Origin of the sequence: Paenibacillus amylolyticus (assembly GCF_051136285.1) — a bacterium.
Lineage (GTDB): Bacteria > Bacillota > Bacilli > Paenibacillales > Paenibacillaceae > Paenibacillus > Paenibacillus amylolyticus_F.
Genome location: NZ_CP194938.1, coordinates 4394006 through 4411841, shown reverse-complemented (window position 1 = coordinate 4411841; position 17836 = coordinate 4394006). Strand labels below are relative to the sequence as shown.

Annotated in this window: 15 protein-coding genes and 1 pseudogene; 12 read left to right on the top strand and 4 right to left on the bottom strand. The window is 47.0% G+C overall.

The genetic code is table 11. The annotated features are described in order from the left end of the window. Nucleotides 1-181: 181 nt before the first annotated feature. Complete coding sequence (locus tag ACR8BL_RS19345; protein ID WP_434749124.1) at nt 182-1123, bottom strand: MerR family transcriptional regulator; 942 nt, start codon at nt 1121-1123, stop codon at nt 182-184. A gap of 197 nt (nt 1124-1320) precedes the next feature. Here ACR8BL_RS19345 and ACR8BL_RS19340 point away from each other — a divergent pair, with 197 nt between their 5' ends. From ACR8BL_RS19340 to ACR8BL_RS19320, 5 genes are all read left to right on the top strand, one after another. Continuing rightward, nucleotides 1321-2802, top strand: coding sequence for a phospholipase D family protein (locus tag ACR8BL_RS19340; RefSeq protein ID WP_434758263.1), 1482 nt, complete (start codon nt 1321-1323; stop codon nt 2800-2802). A gap of 238 nt (nt 2803-3040) precedes the next feature. Then, entirely contained in the window at nt 3041-3655 is a 615-nt protein-coding gene (locus tag ACR8BL_RS19335) for a TetR/AcrR family transcriptional regulator (RefSeq protein WP_434749123.1), read from the top strand. Between the two features lie 5 nt (nt 3656-3660). Beyond that, entirely contained in the window at nt 3661-4017 is a 357-nt protein-coding gene (locus tag ACR8BL_RS19330) for a DMT family transporter (RefSeq protein WP_434749122.1), read from the top strand. After that, complete coding sequence (locus tag ACR8BL_RS19325; RefSeq protein ID WP_434749121.1) at nt 4017-4331, top strand: DMT family transporter; 315 nt, start codon at nt 4017-4019, stop codon at nt 4329-4331. The genes ACR8BL_RS19330 and ACR8BL_RS19325 overlap by 1 nt, the downstream gene beginning before the upstream one ends. A gap of 206 nt (nt 4332-4537) precedes the next feature. Next, nucleotides 4538-4669, top strand: a complete 132-nt coding sequence (locus tag ACR8BL_RS19320) for a hypothetical protein (RefSeq protein ID WP_434749120.1) — start codon at nt 4538-4540, stop codon at nt 4667-4669. Nucleotides 4670-5093: 424 nt separating this feature from the next. Here the strand turns inward: ACR8BL_RS19320 and ACR8BL_RS19315 are convergent, their stop codons facing one another. Both ACR8BL_RS19315 and ACR8BL_RS19310 read right to left on the bottom strand, forming a co-directional pair. Then, nucleotides 5094-5426: a hypothetical protein gene (locus ACR8BL_RS19315; RefSeq protein ID WP_434749119.1), complete on the bottom strand. Its 333-nt coding sequence runs from the start codon at nt 5424-5426 to the stop codon at nt 5094-5096. Continuing rightward, a complete protein-coding gene (locus ACR8BL_RS19310) occupies nt 5407-5616 on the bottom strand; it encodes a hypothetical protein (RefSeq protein WP_434749118.1) in 210 nt (69 codons plus the stop codon). The genes ACR8BL_RS19315 and ACR8BL_RS19310 overlap by 20 nt, the downstream gene beginning before the upstream one ends. 150 nt (nt 5617-5766) lie before the next feature. Here ACR8BL_RS19310 and ACR8BL_RS19305 point away from each other — a divergent pair, with 150 nt between their 5' ends. From ACR8BL_RS19305 to ACR8BL_RS19280, 6 genes are all read left to right on the top strand, one after another. Next, nucleotides 5767-6696 carry a TetR/AcrR family transcriptional regulator gene (locus ACR8BL_RS19305; RefSeq protein ID WP_434756405.1) on the top strand — a complete coding sequence of 310 codons (930 nt, stop codon included), beginning with the start codon at nt 5767-5769 and terminating at the stop codon, nt 6694-6696. 33 nt (nt 6697-6729) lie between these two features. Further along, a complete protein-coding gene (locus ACR8BL_RS19300) occupies nt 6730-9987 on the top strand; it encodes an efflux RND transporter permease subunit (protein ID WP_434749116.1) in 3258 nt (1085 codons plus the stop codon). Nucleotides 9988-10280: 293 nt separating this feature from the next. Further along, nucleotides 10281-10571 carry a helix-turn-helix domain-containing protein gene (locus tag ACR8BL_RS19295; RefSeq protein ID WP_434749115.1) on the top strand — a complete coding sequence of 97 codons (291 nt, stop codon included), beginning with the start codon at nt 10281-10283 and terminating at the stop codon, nt 10569-10571. 416 nt (nt 10572-10987) lie between these two features. Continuing rightward, on the top strand, nt 10988-13198 hold the full coding sequence (locus ACR8BL_RS19290) for a methyl-accepting chemotaxis protein (protein WP_434749114.1): 2211 nt from the start codon (nt 10988-10990) through the stop codon (nt 13196-13198). A 134-nt stretch (nt 13199-13332) separates the two neighbouring features. After that, nucleotides 13333-14334 carry a GTP 3',8-cyclase MoaA gene (gene moaA / locus ACR8BL_RS19285; RefSeq protein WP_434749113.1) on the top strand — a complete coding sequence of 334 codons (1002 nt, stop codon included), beginning with the start codon at nt 13333-13335 and terminating at the stop codon, nt 14332-14334. Between the two features lie 309 nt (nt 14335-14643). Next, entirely contained in the window at nt 14644-15480 is an 837-nt protein-coding gene (locus tag ACR8BL_RS19280) for a methyl-accepting chemotaxis protein (protein ID WP_434749112.1), read from the top strand. A 112-nt stretch (nt 15481-15592) separates the two neighbouring features. On the opposite strand, the pseudogene ACR8BL_RS19275 reads toward ACR8BL_RS19280, so the two are convergent. Next, nucleotides 15593-16012, bottom strand: a pseudogene (locus ACR8BL_RS19275) (LysE/ArgO family amino acid transporter); the annotation flags it as partial. A 138-nt stretch (nt 16013-16150) separates the two neighbouring features. Between ACR8BL_RS19275 and ACR8BL_RS19270 the strand changes: the two are divergent. Next, the gene (locus ACR8BL_RS19270; RefSeq protein ID WP_434749110.1) at nt 16151-17668 is read left to right on the top strand and encodes a PLP-dependent aminotransferase family protein; all 1518 of its coding nucleotides are present in this window, start codon (nt 16151-16153) and stop codon (nt 17666-17668) included. The last annotated feature ends 168 nt before the right edge of the window (nt 17669-17836 follow it).

Genomic DNA, 17836 nt, shown 5'->3' with positions numbered 1-17836 from the left:
TACAAATGGTGTACAAATATTATACGACAAGTAAAACATAAAATGACCAACGGGTCAAATTAGTGTTTATTTATACGTTTTGGCCTGAACAATCAACAAAAAAACATCCCTTGATCATTGGATCAAAGGATGTCCTCTATATATGAATCTATTCCGTTAGCATTCGCTTTATGTTCAATTATTATCCTCTCGCTTGTTCGGCACTTGGAGGCATATTCGTAAAATACTCCCGTTCAATCCAGGACTGCCAGTCTGCCGAATCTTCAGGCATAATCCATTCCGGGTGACGGGCTTGCTTCGCACGTTCAAAACCTTTGCCACCCAGCACAAAACGAACATGAGGAAACTCGTCCTGAATCCGGCCAATCAACTCATCGCAGGCTTCTACAAGCCCAGGGCTCGTAATCGATAGACAGACCAGCTTGATCTTCTGTTCACGCAGAATTGGAAATATCCCTTCTTCCGGTGTATTGGCTCCGAGATACAGGACTTCCGCTCCATTTTTGCGCATGAATAAAGAGAATAACAATAAACCAACCTGATGATGCTCCCCTTCCGGACAAAGAGCCAGCACTTTAGGCAAATGCGGATAGATCGGGAACAGATGGAAAAACTGATAAAATCGTTGTGAGATCAGTTGTGTCATGAAGTGCTCCTGTGCGACCGTTGCACGCCCGGCCTCCCATGCGTCTCCAACTCGTACCAAGATTGGTACGAGCACATGATAGAACATGCTGTCATATCCATACATCGTGAAACCAAAATCAATCAAACTGTTGGCACGCTCACCTTGAAAATGATAGAGCGATTCATAGATCTGATCGGCGATCTGTGCAAAAGCCTCTTCCATCACAGGTACCGGAGGAACCATCGGTACAGGCGAAGCAGGGTCAGGATTATTATTCTTCCGAACCTTTAACCTGCGTACAGCCTCGGAGATATTGGTCTGATGCTGATCGATCTGCTCCTTCAGCCAGCGCAAGTCTGCCACATTCTCTTCTGTATACATGCGATAACCCGATTCTGTACGCTCAGGGGTGACTGCATCATATCGATTCTCCCAAGCCCGGAGCGTGACCGCCTGAATGCCTAACATGGCAGCGACTTGTTTGATGGAATACACATGATTACCTACTTTCTCTCCATAAACGTTCTACAAAAATAATACGTTCATTATACACAACGGTTTTACACCTGTCGATGAACACACTCTAAATTGTGGTGCCGGCCTGTAACATACATCCGTTCAGGTCTCCTGCGTCAACATCGCTACACCTGTGGTAATAAACGTCAGCAAGTACAGAAAGGGGGAGTCCCACGTTGTTCTCATTGCGCCGCCATACCTCTGACTGCACATCTGCCCGCGGCAAATTTCCATACATACGCACAGCAATTGCACTACTTATCCTGTGGCTCATTGCCGTGATGCTCTACCAGACCTATAAACCGCTACCACCAGGAATCTCTTATGAAAGCCCGGAATACCGGGTGCAGAACGTGGAGTTCCTGCATGACCTTACGTACCCATCAGCCGATGGACAGATGCAACATGAACAGCAAATTTTCCAGCGCATGCTTCAGGTGGTTGAAGATGCCGAGCAGTTTGTTGTGGTGGATATGTTTCTGTTCAACAACTATCAGCACAAAGGACAGAACTTTCCACCTGTCAGTCAGGAGTTTACCGATGCGCTCATTGCCAAAAAAATGAAACAGCCCGATATGAACATCTGGTTCATTACCGATGAAGTGAACACCAACTATAACTCGGCTCCCAATCCGCTGCTGGAGCAGTTGAAGCAGGCCGATATTCAAGTTGTCATCACCAATGTTGATCCACTGCGCGACTCTACTCCGGTGTATTCTGCAGTCTGGCGTACGTTCTTCCAGTGGTTTGGTCAGTCCGGTAAAGGCTGGATTCCTAACCTGATGGCATCAGATAGCCCGGATGTTACGGTGCGTTCCTATCTGAAATTGCTGAACGTAAAGGCCAATCACCGTAAGGTGGTTGTCAGCGAAAAAACAGCCATCGTCTCGTCAGGTAACATTCATGACCCTAGTGCATATCACTCGAACATTGGCTTTGAGGTTACCGGCCCAATCATTGGGGATATTATTCAATCGGAGCAAGCCGTTGTGAATATGTCCGGGGGAGGTCAGCTGCCTGTCTATAACAAACCTTCCGAGGAAGCCAATAAAAATGATAGGCCTATACGCCTGCGATATGTAACCGAAGGCAAAGTCAATGATGCCTTGCTTGATGAGCTTAGCCAGACAGGCCAGGGGGATACCATTTGGATGGGCATGTTCTACATCGCCTCACCAAAAGTGCTGGAAGCGTTACTGGATGCCTCAGAGCGAGGAACCGACATCCGGCTTGTGCTTGACCCTAACGAAAACGCCTTTGGTCAGGAGAAGATCGGTATCCCTAATCGGCCCGTGGCAGCAGAATTGCATCACAAATCAAACGGCAAAATCCAGGTTCGCTGGTATAACACAACCAAGGAGCAATATCACACCAAGATGATTTATATTGCAAAAGCTACCGGCGATCATATCGTGCTCGGCGGTTCAACCAACTTCACTCCACGGAATCTAAATGATTATAATTTGGAGAATAATGTGTGGGTTGCAGCCCCTGCAGACAATTCATTTACGATAGACGTGGCAAATTACTTCGAGCGTATATGGACAAACAAGGATGCCGAATTCACCTTGAATCTGGAAGAGTTCCAGGAGAAAACAACCTTCCTGAAAGGCATTTTGTATAAACTGCAGCTCATTCTGGGCTTCACTACCTTCTGATCGGTGCCTATATATTCGCTGAACTAAGACTTATTTACAATTTACACAGACACCTCATGACAAAATAATCTTTCAATGGCCAACCCATATTGCGAGTTCAGGTTACAACATATCCTTTATCTAATACATCCATCTGCACTCTTCCTGTGCGGCGGGTGTATTTTGTGTTTTTCGATCTTGACAGGGGATCTAATGTGTGAAAAGATATTACCTAACGACCGTTAGGAAGGTGAATATAATGACTGCTTATACCATCCGGGACGCGGCCCTGTTTCATTTTGCCAGAGACGGCTATGAAGGGGCTTCCTTGAGAGCGATAGCTGATGAAGTCGGGATTAAGAAACCCTCGATATATGCGCATTTCAGCTGTAAAGAAGACTTGTTTATGCACACGCTGGATCATGCATTTGATGAAGTACGGCGACATACCTTGGAATATTTCCGCGATCACGCCCATATGCCGCTGGAAGCACGTTTGCGGGGGATGATGACGTGGTTTGAGCAGGAGTATCAGGATCATGCCTCTGCCAGGCTGATGCTTCGAAACTGTTATTACCCACCGCCTGATCTGTACAGCCAAGTGATGGATCTGGTGTATCCATTTCTGGACGGCATGGAGCGTGCATTGTCCAGGCTGTTGCAGCGCGCGATTCGCGAAGGGGATCTTCCACCTATTCCTGCCGAGCAGGCCGCTATTGCTTTTATGACCTTTCTCGATGGCATCACGGTTGAGATTATTTACGGAAGCTCACGCAGGTATAAGAGACGGCTCGATGCTTCCTGGCCTGTCTTTTGGAATGGCATACACAGCTTGAATGAAAAGGCACACTCTGTTGTGCCAGAAGGAGATTGAACATCATGAACCGCAACTGGTTATACGTTTTTGTAGGAGGCATTATTGAGATTGTCTGGGTTAGCGGACTGAAACATGCTTCCAATGCTTGGCAATGGTCATTGACGGGACTCGCCATTATTATCAGCTTCGGCTTGATTATTGCTGCTGCCAAAAGATTACCTGTTGGTACGGTCTATGCCGTGTTTACAGGGATCGGTACAGCCGGTACGGTTTTGACCGAAATGCTGTTGTTTGGTGAGCCGTTCCGTTTGGTTAAAATGCTGCTGATCGGACTGCTGCTCTGCGGTGTCATTGGGCTGAAGCTCGTCACGGATCAGCAGGAAAACCAGAAACCACAGGTTAAAGGAGGTGCCGTCTAATGGCATGGCTTGCGATTGTAGGTGCAGGAATCTGTGAAATTTTTGGGGTCATCGGCATTAACGGGGCTTCCACACGGAAGGGCTGGCCTTATATTGTCCTGATGCTGGTATCGTTTGTATTCAGCTTCTCGCTGTTGTCTTACGCCATGACATCTATTCCTATGGGTACGGCCTATGCGGTATGGACAGGAATTGGTACAGTAGGAAGTACGGTGACAGGTATGCTTCTGTTTGGTGAACGAAAAGAAGCGAAGCGGCTGCTATTCATTGCGATGATTTTGGTAGCAGCGGTAGGGTTGAAAATCGTTACGTAACGTAATGGAGAATCAAATTCAGTCTATATCCAGAAAGGCGACTTCATACAGGGAGTCGTCTTTTTTTGCAGGTATAATTTTATATGTGATTTTTTTAGGTGATTTTTTTTGGCACATTTTTAGATTCAATAGGTACTTTGGGATATAATGTAATAGGCAACTAAACCTTGTCACTAGTTCATTGAAATGCAGGAGGGCACTTCTTGATGAAAAAATGGTTGGCACGTATCGGTGCATATACCGGATACTCGTTTTTGATAGTGTTGGCACTTTTCTATCTCGTTTTCTTGGGAGCAATCATTCTGCTTGCTATTTACGATTTCCAGGGAGGATCATAGTCTGCTCTCACTTCACTTGGATTTACTTGAATTGGATTGTTTTGTTTCGCTTTGATGTGCACTGCTTTTCTCCCTTTTTTTGCTTTGGCTTGCTATTCTATGCTTTGCTTGGATTTACATTTATTCTTTTTAGCTTTATTTTCTTTCATTGAACTGTATTATATCTTCTTTAATTTGCTCTAAAGTATTCTAATTTACATTGGATTACTTTCATTTCTTTCTGGTTGCGCTCTCCTTCGCTTTCGCCCCATTTCCCTTCTTTACTTCACTTCACTTTACTTTACTTTACTTTACTTACCCTTTCTTGTTTTGCTTGTTTTGCCTGGCTTACTTTCCTTCATTCGATATTCCTTAATTTTTTCTCTCTTTACCTTTTCGAAGTAGCGCGGTTCATGCATTTTATTTCTAACGATCACCAGTAACGCTATTTGGGCCATATTGAAGGTTTTATTTTTCTAACGATCTCAGGAGAGCTTATTTCAGGATTTTGATGCGAAAATGGACGTTTAACTTGTGTTTTCAGCAAAATAAGGTCTGTGGTGATCGTTAGAATTTCAAAAGGATGTATATTGCTCAAATAAGCTCCGCTGTAATCGTTAGAATAAATTTTCACTATGTTCTTGAGTCGTTCTTGAAGCGTTCTTGAAGCGTTCTTGATGTGTTGATGTGTTTTCGTTGCGTTTGCACCGCATGCATCTGCTGGCGCGTGGTGTAATGAGTTTGGTTCATCAAGATGATCAGTCGTGCGGCCAGGCATACATGCTTGAAGCCTTCTTGATGCGTTTGATGCGTTTTGTTGCTTTTTTCACGTTCTCCATATTCCTCCCCAAAAGTACGACGTACAGCTCTACAGCTCGATAATAAACTTTTTTCAATTCACTTTTTGATTCACTTTGCAACTCACTTTCCTGTACACTTTGCTGTTCAATTTGTTGTTCATTTCTCAACTCTTTTTGCAGTTCATTTTACCCCCTGCACCGTGCACATTTGTAATCCCTCATTCACATCGTTTATACTTAGTTTGACCGCGAAGTCAATTCGAGAACTCATGAGTTCCCAGCGAGGTGAACATAATCTTAATGAACCCGATCCATGGGATGAATGAAAAAAGAAAACTGATCATCACCACAGCGCTCAAGCTGTTTTCTGCCAAGGGTAGCGCCGCCACCTCCATGCAAGAGATTGCCGAGTTATGCGGCATGTCCAAGGGCAGCTTATATCTGATGTTCAAATCCAAAGAAGAGCTGGAAGCCAGTACCCTGGAGTATTGCTTGTACATTCTTCTGGACGAGATGTCCCAGATTGAGCATGAAACCAGCCTGACCTCCAGAGAGCGGCTACATAAACAGATTGAGGTGCTACTGACTCATGTTGCCGAATTGAAGGAATTTTTACGCGTCCAGCTGCGCAGCATGATGATGGATGATGAACAGCAGCGCAAGGAGCACTGCACACCTCAGCAAAGAGATATTGAGATTCGTACACTGCATTGGTTCAAAAGCAAACTGGAGGATCTATACGGCTCCGAGATTGAACCCTATACGATTGATCTGATCTTGCTGACGCATGGGCTTTTCCTGTCGTACGTCAAAATCTGGTTTACCGAAATGCCTTCCCTTACGGTTAATAAGATGGCAACCCATCTCTTGCAGATGATGGATTATGCAGCCCGAGGCTGCCTCCAGCATCGGCCAGAACCTCTTATTCCTCTGGATCAGTGGCCTGCCTGGATTGCCGAGCCCCAACCAGATGCAGCTATGCTGCGGCATCCCGTTCATATTCTGAAAGAAATGCAGGATATCGCTTCAAGCGAACTGCCTGCCGGTCAATCACGAAATGATGTACTTGAGACCATCGCCATACTAAGGCAGGAGATCATGGAATTCACCCCAAGACGCGCCATCATCCTTGGCATGATGCGTAACATGGAAGGTGTAACCATCCTTGAACCATTGCACTCCGAGCTTCAGCACATTATGGATACCATGTATAACCGGTTTATCCAGGCTGACTCGTCACACACATAAACAGGAGAAACCGAGAGGAGAAGAAACCAACGTATGAAAGGGATTATTAACTTTTCACTGAACAACAAGTTTGCGATTTGGATTCTGACCATCATCATCTCATTCACGGGTTTGTACAGCGGAATGACGATGAAACAGGAGACTATCCCGAACATCAATGTACCGTTTCTGAATGTCACAGCGATTGATCCGGGCGCCGCTCCGGAAGGTATTGTGGAGGATGTTACGAAGCCGCTGGAACAAAAGCTGCGCAATATTGATGGCGTGAAGACCGTCACCTCTACCTCCATGGAGAATGCAGCGTCCATCACGCTTGAATTCAACTATGGAACTGATCTGACGAACGCAACCGCTACGGTTCGTGAAGCGCTGAATGAGGTACAATTGCCTGACAGCGTGCAGAAACCAACCATCTCCAAATTCAGCATTAACTCATTCCCCGTTGTATCTCTGAGTTTGTCCGACAAGGACGGTGGAGATCTCGAAGAACTGACAAGACTTGTGGAATCAGATATCCGTCCTGCACTTGAAGATATCGACGGTGTAGCTCAAGTCCAAGTGTCCGGTCAATACGTCAAAGAAGTACAATTGAAGTTCGATCAAGCCAAAATGGCTGAACTCGGTCTAAGCGAAGATACCGTGAACGGGATCGTGAAAGGTTCATCCATTCGTGTACCTCTCGGCCTCTTCCAACTGGACAAATCTCAGAAAGCCGTTGTTGTTGACGGCAATATCATCGGCCTGGATGATCTAAAAAATCTGGCGATTCCCGTTGTCCCAGGCGGAGCTGGCGCTGGTGCAAGCCAAGGTGGCGGTGCTCAAGCCGGGCAAGCCACAGGTCAAACTGCTGATCCTTCGACTCAAGCGGGGCAAGGAGTAGCCGGTGCAGCCCAAGCGCAAGGTTCCACTCCTGCTGCCGGGCAAACTGGTAGCGGCAATGCTGCAGCGAACCCATCTGGTGCCGCAGGTGCTGCTAATGCAGCTGGAATCCCGACCGTGAAACTGAGCGACATTGCCAAGATTGAGGTCATCGGTCAAGCCGAGTCCATCTCCCGTACGAACGGCAAGGAATCCATCGGTATTTCCATCGTGAAATCCAATGATGCCAATACGGTGGACGTGGTTAAGCAGGTCAAAAGCAAAGCCGAAGAACTGCAAAAGCAATTTAAAAATGCAGAACTGACAATCCTGCTTGACCAAGGCCAGCCTATTCAGGATTCCGTGAACACGATGCTGGGCAAAGCCTTATTTGGCGCCCTGTTCGCAATTCTGATTATCCTGCTCTTCCTGCGTAACATCCGTTCAACAATCATCTCCATCATTTCGATTCCGCTCTCCTTGCTCATGGCACTGACGGCACTCAATCTGATGAACATTACGTTGAACATGATGACACTGGGAGCGATGACCGTTGCCATCGGGCGGGTTGTCGATGACTCTATCGTCGTTATCGAGAACATCTATCGCAGACTGACACTCAAAAACGAGAAGCTGAAAGGCCGTGAACTGGTTCGTGAAGCTACTCGCGAGATGTTTATTCCAATTCTCTCGTCCACCATTGTTACGATTGCAGTGTTCTTGCCGCTGGCACTCGTTAGCGGTATGGTCGGAGAGCTGTTCATGCCGTTTGCCTTGACGATGGTATTCGCCCTGCTGGCCTCCTTGCTGGTTGCGATCACTATCGTTCCGATGCTGGCACATAGCCTGTTCCGCACAGGGATCAAGAATAAACAAAATCATGAAGAGAAACCAGGCAAACTGGCTGAAAGCTACAAACGGCTGTTGAACTGGACGCTCTCTCACAAAATCATTACCGTTTTCATTGCAGTTCTCATGTTGGTCGGCAGCTTGTTCCTGTATCCATTCGTTGGTACGAGCTTCTTGCCAGAACAAAAGGATAAATTCGTAACGATCACATACAGCCCTGAAACCGGCTCACTTCGTGAAGATGTAGAAAAAGAAGCCCTGGTTGCTGAGAAATGGTTGTTGAAACAGCCAGGTTTGGAGAAAATGCAATATTCCATCGGCGGCAGTAACCCGCTCGCCAGCATGGGTGGAGGCGGCGGAAACTCTGCACTCTTCTACATTCAATATAACAAGGATACAAAAGACTTCACCGATGTGAAAAAACAGCTGGTTGAAGGTTTGCAAAAAGAAGTGACCAAAGGTAAGTGGAATGAACTGGACATGTCCGGCGGATTCGGTGGCAGCAAATTGAGCTTGTCCATCTATGGTGACAATGTGGAGCAGTTGAAACCTGTAGCCGAAGAAGTCCTGAAACTGGTTCAGGCGGAAAAGGACTCTTTTGAAAAAGCAGGTACTACCATCTCCGACACTTACGGTCAATATACTCTGGTCGCCGATCAAGAAAAGCTGAGCAAGCTCGGTCTTACGGCGGGTCAACTGGCGATGGCACTGAGTCCCGTGCGGGAACGTCCGGTTCTCACGGAAGTGGACATCGATAACAAGACTTACAAAGTCTATGTAGAAACAGACAATAAAACGTTCAGCAGTATTAAGGATATTGAAAATGAAACGGTCACGTCACCACTGGGCATCCAGGTTCCGATCAAGGATGTAGCCAAAGTCGAAGAAGGCACTTCACCGAACTCCATCATGCGTATTGATGGTAAAGTCGTTGTACAGGTGACAGCTAACATTCTGGCTTCCGATGTAACCAAAGCTTCGCAGAACCTGAAAGCAAACATCGACAAGCTGGACTTGCCGGATGGGGTTGAAGTGAAGTTTGGCGGTACAACCGAACAGATTAATGATACATTCACGCAACTCGGACTGGCGATGCTGGCAGCCATTGCGATTGTATACTTTGTGCTTGTCGTGACGTTTGGCGGCGGACTTGCACCATTCGCAATCCTGTTCTCCCTGCCGTTCACCGTGATCGGCATCATGGTTGGTTTGTTCATCGCAGGCGGTACACTCGACGTATCTGCTATGATGGGCGCGCTGATGCTGATCGGTATCGTTGTTACCAATGCCATTGTATTGATCGACCGCGTTATTCATAAGGAAAAGGAAGGACTCACAACACGTGAAGCGCTGCTCGAAGCAGGAGCTACACGTCTGCGTCCAATCCTGATGACCGCTCTGGCAACGATCGGTGCCCTGCTGCCACTGGTAACAGGACTCGAAGAAAGCGCGGGCATCATCTCGAAAGGACTCGGAATTACTGTGATCGGCGGTCTGATCAGTTCCACACTGCTCACACTTGTCATCGTGCCGATTGTGTATGAGTTCCTGATGAAATTCAAAAGAAAAAAAATCGTAGATTAATTCAGTCTATCGTGATCACCACGATTCAAATGTGATCGCGAGCAAAGATTTGCCCCTGACCAGGTACTGGAATCCGTAATGATTCCTGTGCCTGATCAGGGGCATTTTTTTATCGTATCTATGTAAAAAAGACGATCATGTATCTGATGCCACTCTGATGCCATTTAAGAAGTATGACAAAAAGATCTATTGTTTTTGTCATATAGACCAAATGAGCGTCAGGTTTAATCTCATCTAAATGCACATATACTTATCCTTAAAGCAACCTGCACTGCTATCGCATCATCGCCAGTATGAAGCAGAACGGCAATTTGAATGATTTTATTGCTGAATACCTGGGACCTCTGATTCGGTATGATTCGGAGAAGGGCCGGCAGCTGCTCCTTACACTCAAACAATATCTGACCCTTTGCTGTTCCAAGCAAGAGACAGCCAGCGCACTGTTTATCGTCAGACAGACGCTGTACCATCGTTTAGACAAAATTGAAGGGCTTTTGGGAAAAGACTGCCTCCTCCCCGAAAAACGGGTTGCCATCGAACTGGCTCTCTACGCCTACGAGTATATGCATGGATCGCTTATATAAGAGTGCATGGTCTACATGTGTTAGAGACTAGGATGGGTAATTGGCAACTAAGCCCTCCCCATCACACTCTGCACTATGAACTACGCACTTCGTTGTTCCAAAGGCTTTATCCGATGTGACGTTCCATATTGAATCCAATGAGTTTGTCTCCTTATTAGGGCCTTCCGGATGTGGTAAATCCGCAAACAGCGTATATTCATTTGTATTAATTGATGAAATATTCGGAAAATTTGACATATCCCCTCGTAATCAGATGAGATTTCATGTATAACGATGGATATAGACAGAGATTGGAATAAAGCCATGGGGGGGATACAGTTGTACCAACTATAGCTTGAATTACCACAAAATCATGGAAAACAACATGTTTGAGGGCTGTTCAAATCTTTTTAAATCCAAAATTTGGGGTGGTCATCATGTTTGATTGGCTGGGATGGAAAAAAGGGGTGCCGCTGTGGTGGTCCTATCGGTTGAACGCACACCGGAAGGAAGATGTAGAGCACATTTTTGAAGGGATCGCGGAGACACGAAGACAGTTATTGATGGATTGGGCTAATGATCAATGGAGTCATCTGGACCGATTACTTCATCAGATTGAGCTGGCTAACCTCCAAGATGTGAAACATGGTTCTTCACACGCAGAAAAGCTACAAACCTGGCTTAAGGCGAGTTACGCCCGATCTCAGGATAGCACGGAATTGTTCATACTCGATAAGCAGCACCAAGTTATTTTTTCTACATATCAGAAACATATCGGTCAACGCTACACCACTCACGATAACACATCTTTTGGACCCGGATTAAACGATGTACACAAAGGAAGCCCCGGCAGAAAGTGCTTGTATGGCCCTTATTCTGATCCACTTACACTGGAGATCGGACCTCGCTCATCTACGTTTCATGACGAAATCACCCTGATGTTCATTGCCCCTATTGTGCATCAAGGGAAATATGCAGGTGCTTTATGCAGCCGTATTCCGGGCGATGTGCTCGGTGATCTCATTCAGCGTGAATCAGGGCACGTCTATCCGGACTCAGGTGATAACTACCTGTTTATGGCTGAGTCGGTATTGCGACCTGAGCTACAGCCAGGTACTGCCCTGTCTCGCAGTCGCTTTGAGGATCGGACATTTACTCACGGGGAAAATCTGAAAGACGGTGTCACCACCGACTGGGGCATCGTGTCTGTGCAGGAGCATACGGAACTTGAATTGATGTTCACCGACCCCTCCACAGGTCAATTACATCCGGGCGTATCGAAAACGATTCGAAATGGCTCCAATCTGTTTGTTACCTATCCCGGTTATTCGGATTACCGCCATATTCCTGTTATAGGTAAAGGCATCACCTTCCAGCTTCCCCACTGTCCTGATCGCTGGGGCATGATGTGTGAAGGAGACCTGGAGGAAGTGTACCGAATACGCAGTATTGGGTGGCGGCAATCGAAACAGCACAGTATCTATATTGTGCTCTCCGCCATTCTTGCAGCTGTATTGATATTTGCTCTGACGGGCAGTGGATGGAGTGCTGCTGCCATTGCCGGCTTCAATGTAATCTTCGGATTCCTTGGTGCGTTACAGCTTCATCGTAAACATTATAACCGAGTACATGCAGACCTGCGCCGCCTGAGTCAATTCATTCGAATCAATGCAGAAGGCAAGGGTGATTTAACCCAGCGACTCGACTCTCATTCTTTTGCTCAGGACGAATCAGGTGAGCTGGCGAAATGGATTAATAACATGATCGATTCTCTCGAGAGCATCATGCTCAAAGTCCAGCGGGCTACGGAGGACGTAATGCATAATCAGCACCTGATGCGTACATCCACAGAGACCACACAGGTAACGACAGACCGCGTAAATCTCAAGCTTGGTTCCATGATTCAGGCCACCCGCACCCAGCTACAAGATCTGGATCAAGCAAAACAGGCCGCCGATCACATGCGTCTGACGCTGCAACAGCTGGAGATGTCGGCAAGTAAACAGATTGGTGTAGCTAGAGAGGAAGTAGATCGCATCGGTGATAAAATGATTCAAATCTCCGGTGCCGTGTCCGATACAAACCAGACGATTCTGTCTTTTCTCGGTACAATGAAAGAAATCTATCGCGCCCTGGCGGTGATTGATGAAATATCTGCACAGACCAATCTGCTTGCGCTAAATGCGACGATTGAAGCCGCTCGTGTCGGAGAGCATGGACGCGGATTCTCTGTCGTTGCCGAAGAGATTCGCAAGCTTGCTGACGTGTCCCGTTCATCTACGGAGGATATTCATCACATTTTGGATCGCATTTCGATTGCTGCAAGCGCAGCTTCTAAACAGATTACCGAAGGAGATCAGGTGCTTGCGGAAGGAACCACTCTGGTTCAAGCAGCCTCAGAGCTTCTTCAAAAAGCATCTGCCGAAGAAGCCGAGCGTACACAAGTCGTAGATCAGGTGGTCTTCCTGATGGAAAATATAGCTGCCATCAGCCACCAAAACCGTTCGACCTCCACCGAGGTTGAAGCCGAAATGATGGAGTTGATTCGGGATATGTTAAAAGTACAGCAATCCTCCCATGATGTGGAGGCGATCACTCTGTTCCTTCAACAAGTCGTTGGCCAATTCCAGCTGAATCAGCCTGTATAAATTGCTGTCACCGGACGTCATCATTGACGTGGATTGGAGAAATAGCTAAAATTTGATGCAACTGTTACTTTTACAAATGTCGTATCATTTTCTATAGAAGATTTCCAATCTGAACCGTTGAAAGGGTGGTCTGCATGGAATTGCTTCAGGATTCATTTGGCCGCATACATGACTACATCCGTATTTCCGTTACGGACCGCTGCAATCTGCGCTGCGTTTACTGTATGCCCGCGGAAGGCATGGAATTTGCTCCACATGATGAAATTATGAGTTATGAAGAAATAACAAAAGTGCTTAAAGTGCTCGCCCCGATGGGCATGCGCAAGGTTAGACTCACCGGGGGAGAACCTCTGGTACGCAAGGATCTGTACAAGCTTGTTGCCATGATCTCTGCCATCGATGGTATTGATGACATTGCGCTAACCACGAATGCACTGCTGCTGGACAAACAGGCTCAGGCGTTGAAGGATGCGGGATTGAACCGCATCAATATCAGTCTCGACTCGCTGCATGCCGACCGATTCTCTATGATTACCCGCGGTGGAGATGTGAAGAAGGTACTGAAAGGCATCGAGACGGCAACTGCCGTCGGCCTTGCACCCATTAAGCTGAATGTGGTGCTGATGAAAGGCATTAATGATGATGAAATCAAGGATTTCATTGCCATGACCATCGATCAGCCATTGCATGTGCGATTTATTGAATACATGCCGATCGGGCATGCTTCCGACTCCTGGCGCAAATCATATTTGCCGCTGGAGGCGGTGACAGACGTATGTGCAGAAGCTGGCTGGACGGTTGAGAACACGGAAGGCCCTGCCGGGAATGGCCCGTCTCGCAATATGAGAGTAGCTGGCTCCCAAGGCACATTTGGTCTCATCCATCCCGTAAGCGACCACTTCTGTGACAATTGTAACCGACTGCGTCTTACAGCAGATGGACATATTAAGGCTTGTCTATATTGGTCAGATGAGTACAACGTTCGCCACTATGTGAATGATCCGGATGCAATGGCCGCACTTTTCCTGAAAGCACTCGGCACCAAACCGAAGAATCATGAAATGGCGATGGCACTGGAGCAAAAGATGCAATCCCATACTCCGACGGTGCGCCGTATGTCGCAGATTGGTGGATAGTATGTCCCCAGTCGTGTTGTAATGCTAATGCATTTAATCTAATTATACGTACAGAAGCCTATTCGGCGTTTCAGGATAAATCTCTTCACAACCGAAGCTTTAATTCTAAGCAGCTGATGAGAACATCGTGTTCTTATCAGCTGCTTTTTTCTTTATATTCCCAAATATCACATAAATTAACTTTAATTATTTCAGTATTCGAAAATTTTATGTATTTTTCCTTGATCAGGGTCTTCAAACTTGTCCTCATTGTGACGATGTATAACAGATTAAGAGAACAAACTTACATGTACATAGGAGCTGACATTATTGAACATCGTAGAAGCACTCGTTGCAGCAAGCCCGTATTTTAAAATATTACTGAAAGAACAGGATATCATGATAGCAGTCAACGATACTAAGCAGGTCCGGTATTATTCCCCCAGCAATGATCTTGATCTGGGCTTAAAGCCAGGCGATCCCATTGTCCTTGAAGATCCAACAATACGCCAAGCACTTATACACGGCGAGACTTCCTCCTACCGTATAGATGCCCAACACTATGGTACACCCATCAATACGGCATCCACCCCGATTCGGGATGAGGAAGGGAATATCGTTGGCATATTTGCTATTGCTCACTCTCTTAAAAATGAAGAAAAGCTGGGGCATTTCAACGAGGTAATTGGTGGAATCAGCGGCAAATTAACAGATATGGTACAGACGGTAGCTGCCCAAGCCGAGCAATTGACGGCATCATCCACGCAAATTTTGGATAATGCCCGCTTAGCTGTGCAAAATTCTGGCGAGGTTAACAAAGTCGCCGGATTTATTCGCGAGATTTCAGAACAGACGAATCTGCTCGGTCTTAATGCTGCTATTGAAGCTGCACGAGCTGGCGAGGCAGGTGCAGGATTCGGTGTCGTTGCATCCGAGGTACGCAAACTATCTACTGGAACCAAGGAAGCTACAGTCAACATCGAACGTTCACTCAAAGATGTGCAGACCTCCATTCGGCAGATGGAACAGGAGATTACCTCTATAGCCCAGTCCAGTAATGAACAGGCCGAGCTGGTAACCGAGTTCAGCGAGATTATTGACCATCTGAACGCAACAAGCCAGGATCTTAAAATGTTTATTGAATCCATGCTACTAAAGGCCGAATAAACGAATACATCAGGCTTCCCGTGATTACCGTGGGGAGTCTTTTTTGGTACCAAGCTTTGGCACTTCCTCCTTGTTTCTATTAACCCTCTCGTGATCCGTTCTCTTCCCATCCCCCCCCTTCATACTGAAGTGAGCTGGTGCCAATCACTGCTACAGTATCCAGCAAGGCGTGCGGATTGAGCAGGGACACCGAGGCGGCAAAAGCAATCTGCCGCCCCGCGGACATCGCCACTGGAATCCCATCCGGAGAACCGGATGATTTCCATAGCCCCCAGGCCATATAGAGCAAAAACAGGCTACCCGCTCCGTATAGAATATTCGTCAATAATGGCCATTGAACCAAAATGAGGGACATGCCGCCAACGGCGACTCCGATCAGTAATGTATCACTGATTCCAGCTGTAATGACAGCCGGAAGTGCATGTTGAACTTTCTTTTGCGTTAACCCTTGATTGAAAACAAATACATTCTGTACACCCAGCGGTAATATAAGGCCAAATACCAGCACCACAGCATGAATAAAAACGTCCATTCTTCATCCCCCTTATCTCTGTCTTCACTTCAGCGTAGATGAAATCAAGACAGACGTAACCAGCCACTTGGATGGCAATGAACCCAACCAAATGATATAGTGAACGGTACATAACTTGGTGAGAGGTGAACTTATCTGATGGGACGTCAACATTCCGATGTTTCTTCCAGTCGCAGCTGGCAGCCAAACCCTGCGCTTGATATGCCATTGTTTCGTCAGATCGAAGCCTATATCCGGCAAAAAATCACAACGGGTGAGTGGTCCGCTGGAACCCGCCTCCCTTCTCAGCGAACGCTGGCAGCATCCATGGGTGTAAATCGCAGTACACTGGTCACCGCGCTGGACAACCTGACCGCAGCTGGCATGATTGAAGGACGTCATGGTGGTGGAACCTACGTCTGCGGTTCCGGGTGGCACAGCATGGCTCATGCTGCAATGCCCAACTGGATTGAAGCTGCCGAGGAAGGTTGGTATTACCCCAATCTGCCCGAGATTCAGCAGATTAATCAGGCTGAGTTCCGCCCTGGTATTATTCGGCTGGGTACAGGTGAACTCGCGCCAGAGCTGATGCCAAATGAAGCATTCAATGAAATTCTCCAGAACATGTCCAGCCGTATGCGTACTCTTAATTACATTGAACCTCAGGGTAGTCTGGAGCTTCGCGAAGCGTTGTCCGTTCACTTACAATCCAGTGGTATTCAGACCTCGCCTGATTCAATCCTGATCGTGTCCGGCTCTCTCCAGGCACTGCATCTGATCTCCGTGGGGCTGCTTCCTCGTGGTTCGGCTGTACTGCTAGAGAAACCATCGTATCTCTATTCCATTCATGCGTTTCAATCGGCAGGATTGAAGCTGAGCGGTATCGCAATGGATGAAGAAGGCTTACAACCAGGGCTTTTGGAACGCGCAATCCAATCGGTGAAAATGGAAAAAAGTGAACAGAGCAGCGAATCCTTTCCGCTGCTCTATACTATTCCAAGCTTCCATAACCCTACAGGTAGTGTCATGAGCTACAAGCGTCGGCAAGAATTGATGTCCCTTGCTCGCCGTTCCGGCATATCCATCCTGGAGGACGCCGCTTATCAAGAGCTGTGGCTGGATCATGCTCCTCCGCCTTCACTTAAGGCAACTGATCAGGAAGGCCGGGTGCTGTATATGGGCACACTCTCCAAGGCAGTCAGCCCGGGACTTCGTCTCGGCTGGCTTGTCGGCCCTGTGCCTGTGATTCGCCGTCTTGCCGATATTAAAATGCAAACGGATTACGGCACCAGTTCACTCGCTCAGGATGCTGCTGCTCTATGGTTCGCGGATGGACATCATACAAGCCATATGGAACGGCTGCGGCCCGAGTTGCGAAAACGCAGAGACTTCATACTGGAGCTGCTGCATCGTTATTTCCATGACATTGCGGAGTACACAACGCCCGAAGGTGGTTTCTATATCTGGCTACGGTTCACAGCTGAACCGTTATCTACCCGCCGGCTATTCCATGCTTGTCTGGAAAAAGACGTGCTGATCCATCCAGGTTACTTGTATGATCGTCTGGATGCGAGTCATATTCGCCTCTCTTATGCCTATGCTTCCCAAGATGAGATGGAGCGCGGACTAATAGTCCTTGCACAAGCAGCTCGCAGACTACTAACATCTAGCACCTAACTTATAGAAACGTATACGGGCAGATATTCCGTCTGCCCCATTGCCTTTGGAAAACAAACGTGATCATTCCGCAAATAAAAATAGCCTTAAACTGTTGGATATATCCGCAGTTCAAGACTATTTTAATGTACTCAATTATAAGGCAGGTTGTAACAAGATCCAGACAAA

Bases quoted from the DNA above. Each gene is read 5' to 3' on its own strand.
- ACR8BL_RS19305 (WP_434756405.1), top strand. From the start codon at position 5,767: ATGAATGAAAAAAGAAAACTGATCATCACCACAGCGCTCAAGCTGTTT.
- ACR8BL_RS19300 (WP_434749116.1), top strand. From the start codon at position 6,730: ATGAAAGGGATTATTAACTTTTCACTGAACAACAAGTTTGCGATTTGG.
- ACR8BL_RS19295 (WP_434749115.1), top strand. From the start codon at position 10,281: ATGAAGCAGAACGGCAATTTGAATGATTTTATTGCTGAATACCTGGGA.
- ACR8BL_RS19330 (WP_434749122.1), top strand. From the start codon at position 3,661: ATGAACCGCAACTGGTTATACGTTTTTGTAGGAGGCATTATTGAGATT.
- ACR8BL_RS19320 (WP_434749120.1), top strand. From the start codon at position 4,538: ATGAAAAAATGGTTGGCACGTATCGGTGCATATACCGGATACTCGTTT.
- ACR8BL_RS19290 (WP_434749114.1), top strand. From the start codon at position 10,988: ATGTTTGATTGGCTGGGATGGAAAAAAGGGGTGCCGCTGTGGTGGTCC.
- ACR8BL_RS19270 (WP_434749110.1), top strand. From the start codon at position 16,151: ATGGGACGTCAACATTCCGATGTTTCTTCCAGTCGCAGCTGGCAGCCA.
- moaA (WP_434749113.1), top strand. From the start codon at position 13,333: ATGGAATTGCTTCAGGATTCATTTGGCCGCATACATGACTACATCCGT.
- ACR8BL_RS19315 (WP_434749119.1), bottom strand. From the start codon at position 5,426: ATGCCTGGCCGCACGACTGATCATCTTGATGAACCAAACTCATTACAC.
- ACR8BL_RS19335 (WP_434749123.1), top strand. From the start codon at position 3,041: ATGACTGCTTATACCATCCGGGACGCGGCCCTGTTTCATTTTGCCAGA.
- ACR8BL_RS19325 (WP_434749121.1), top strand. From the start codon at position 4,017: ATGGCATGGCTTGCGATTGTAGGTGCAGGAATCTGTGAAATTTTTGGG.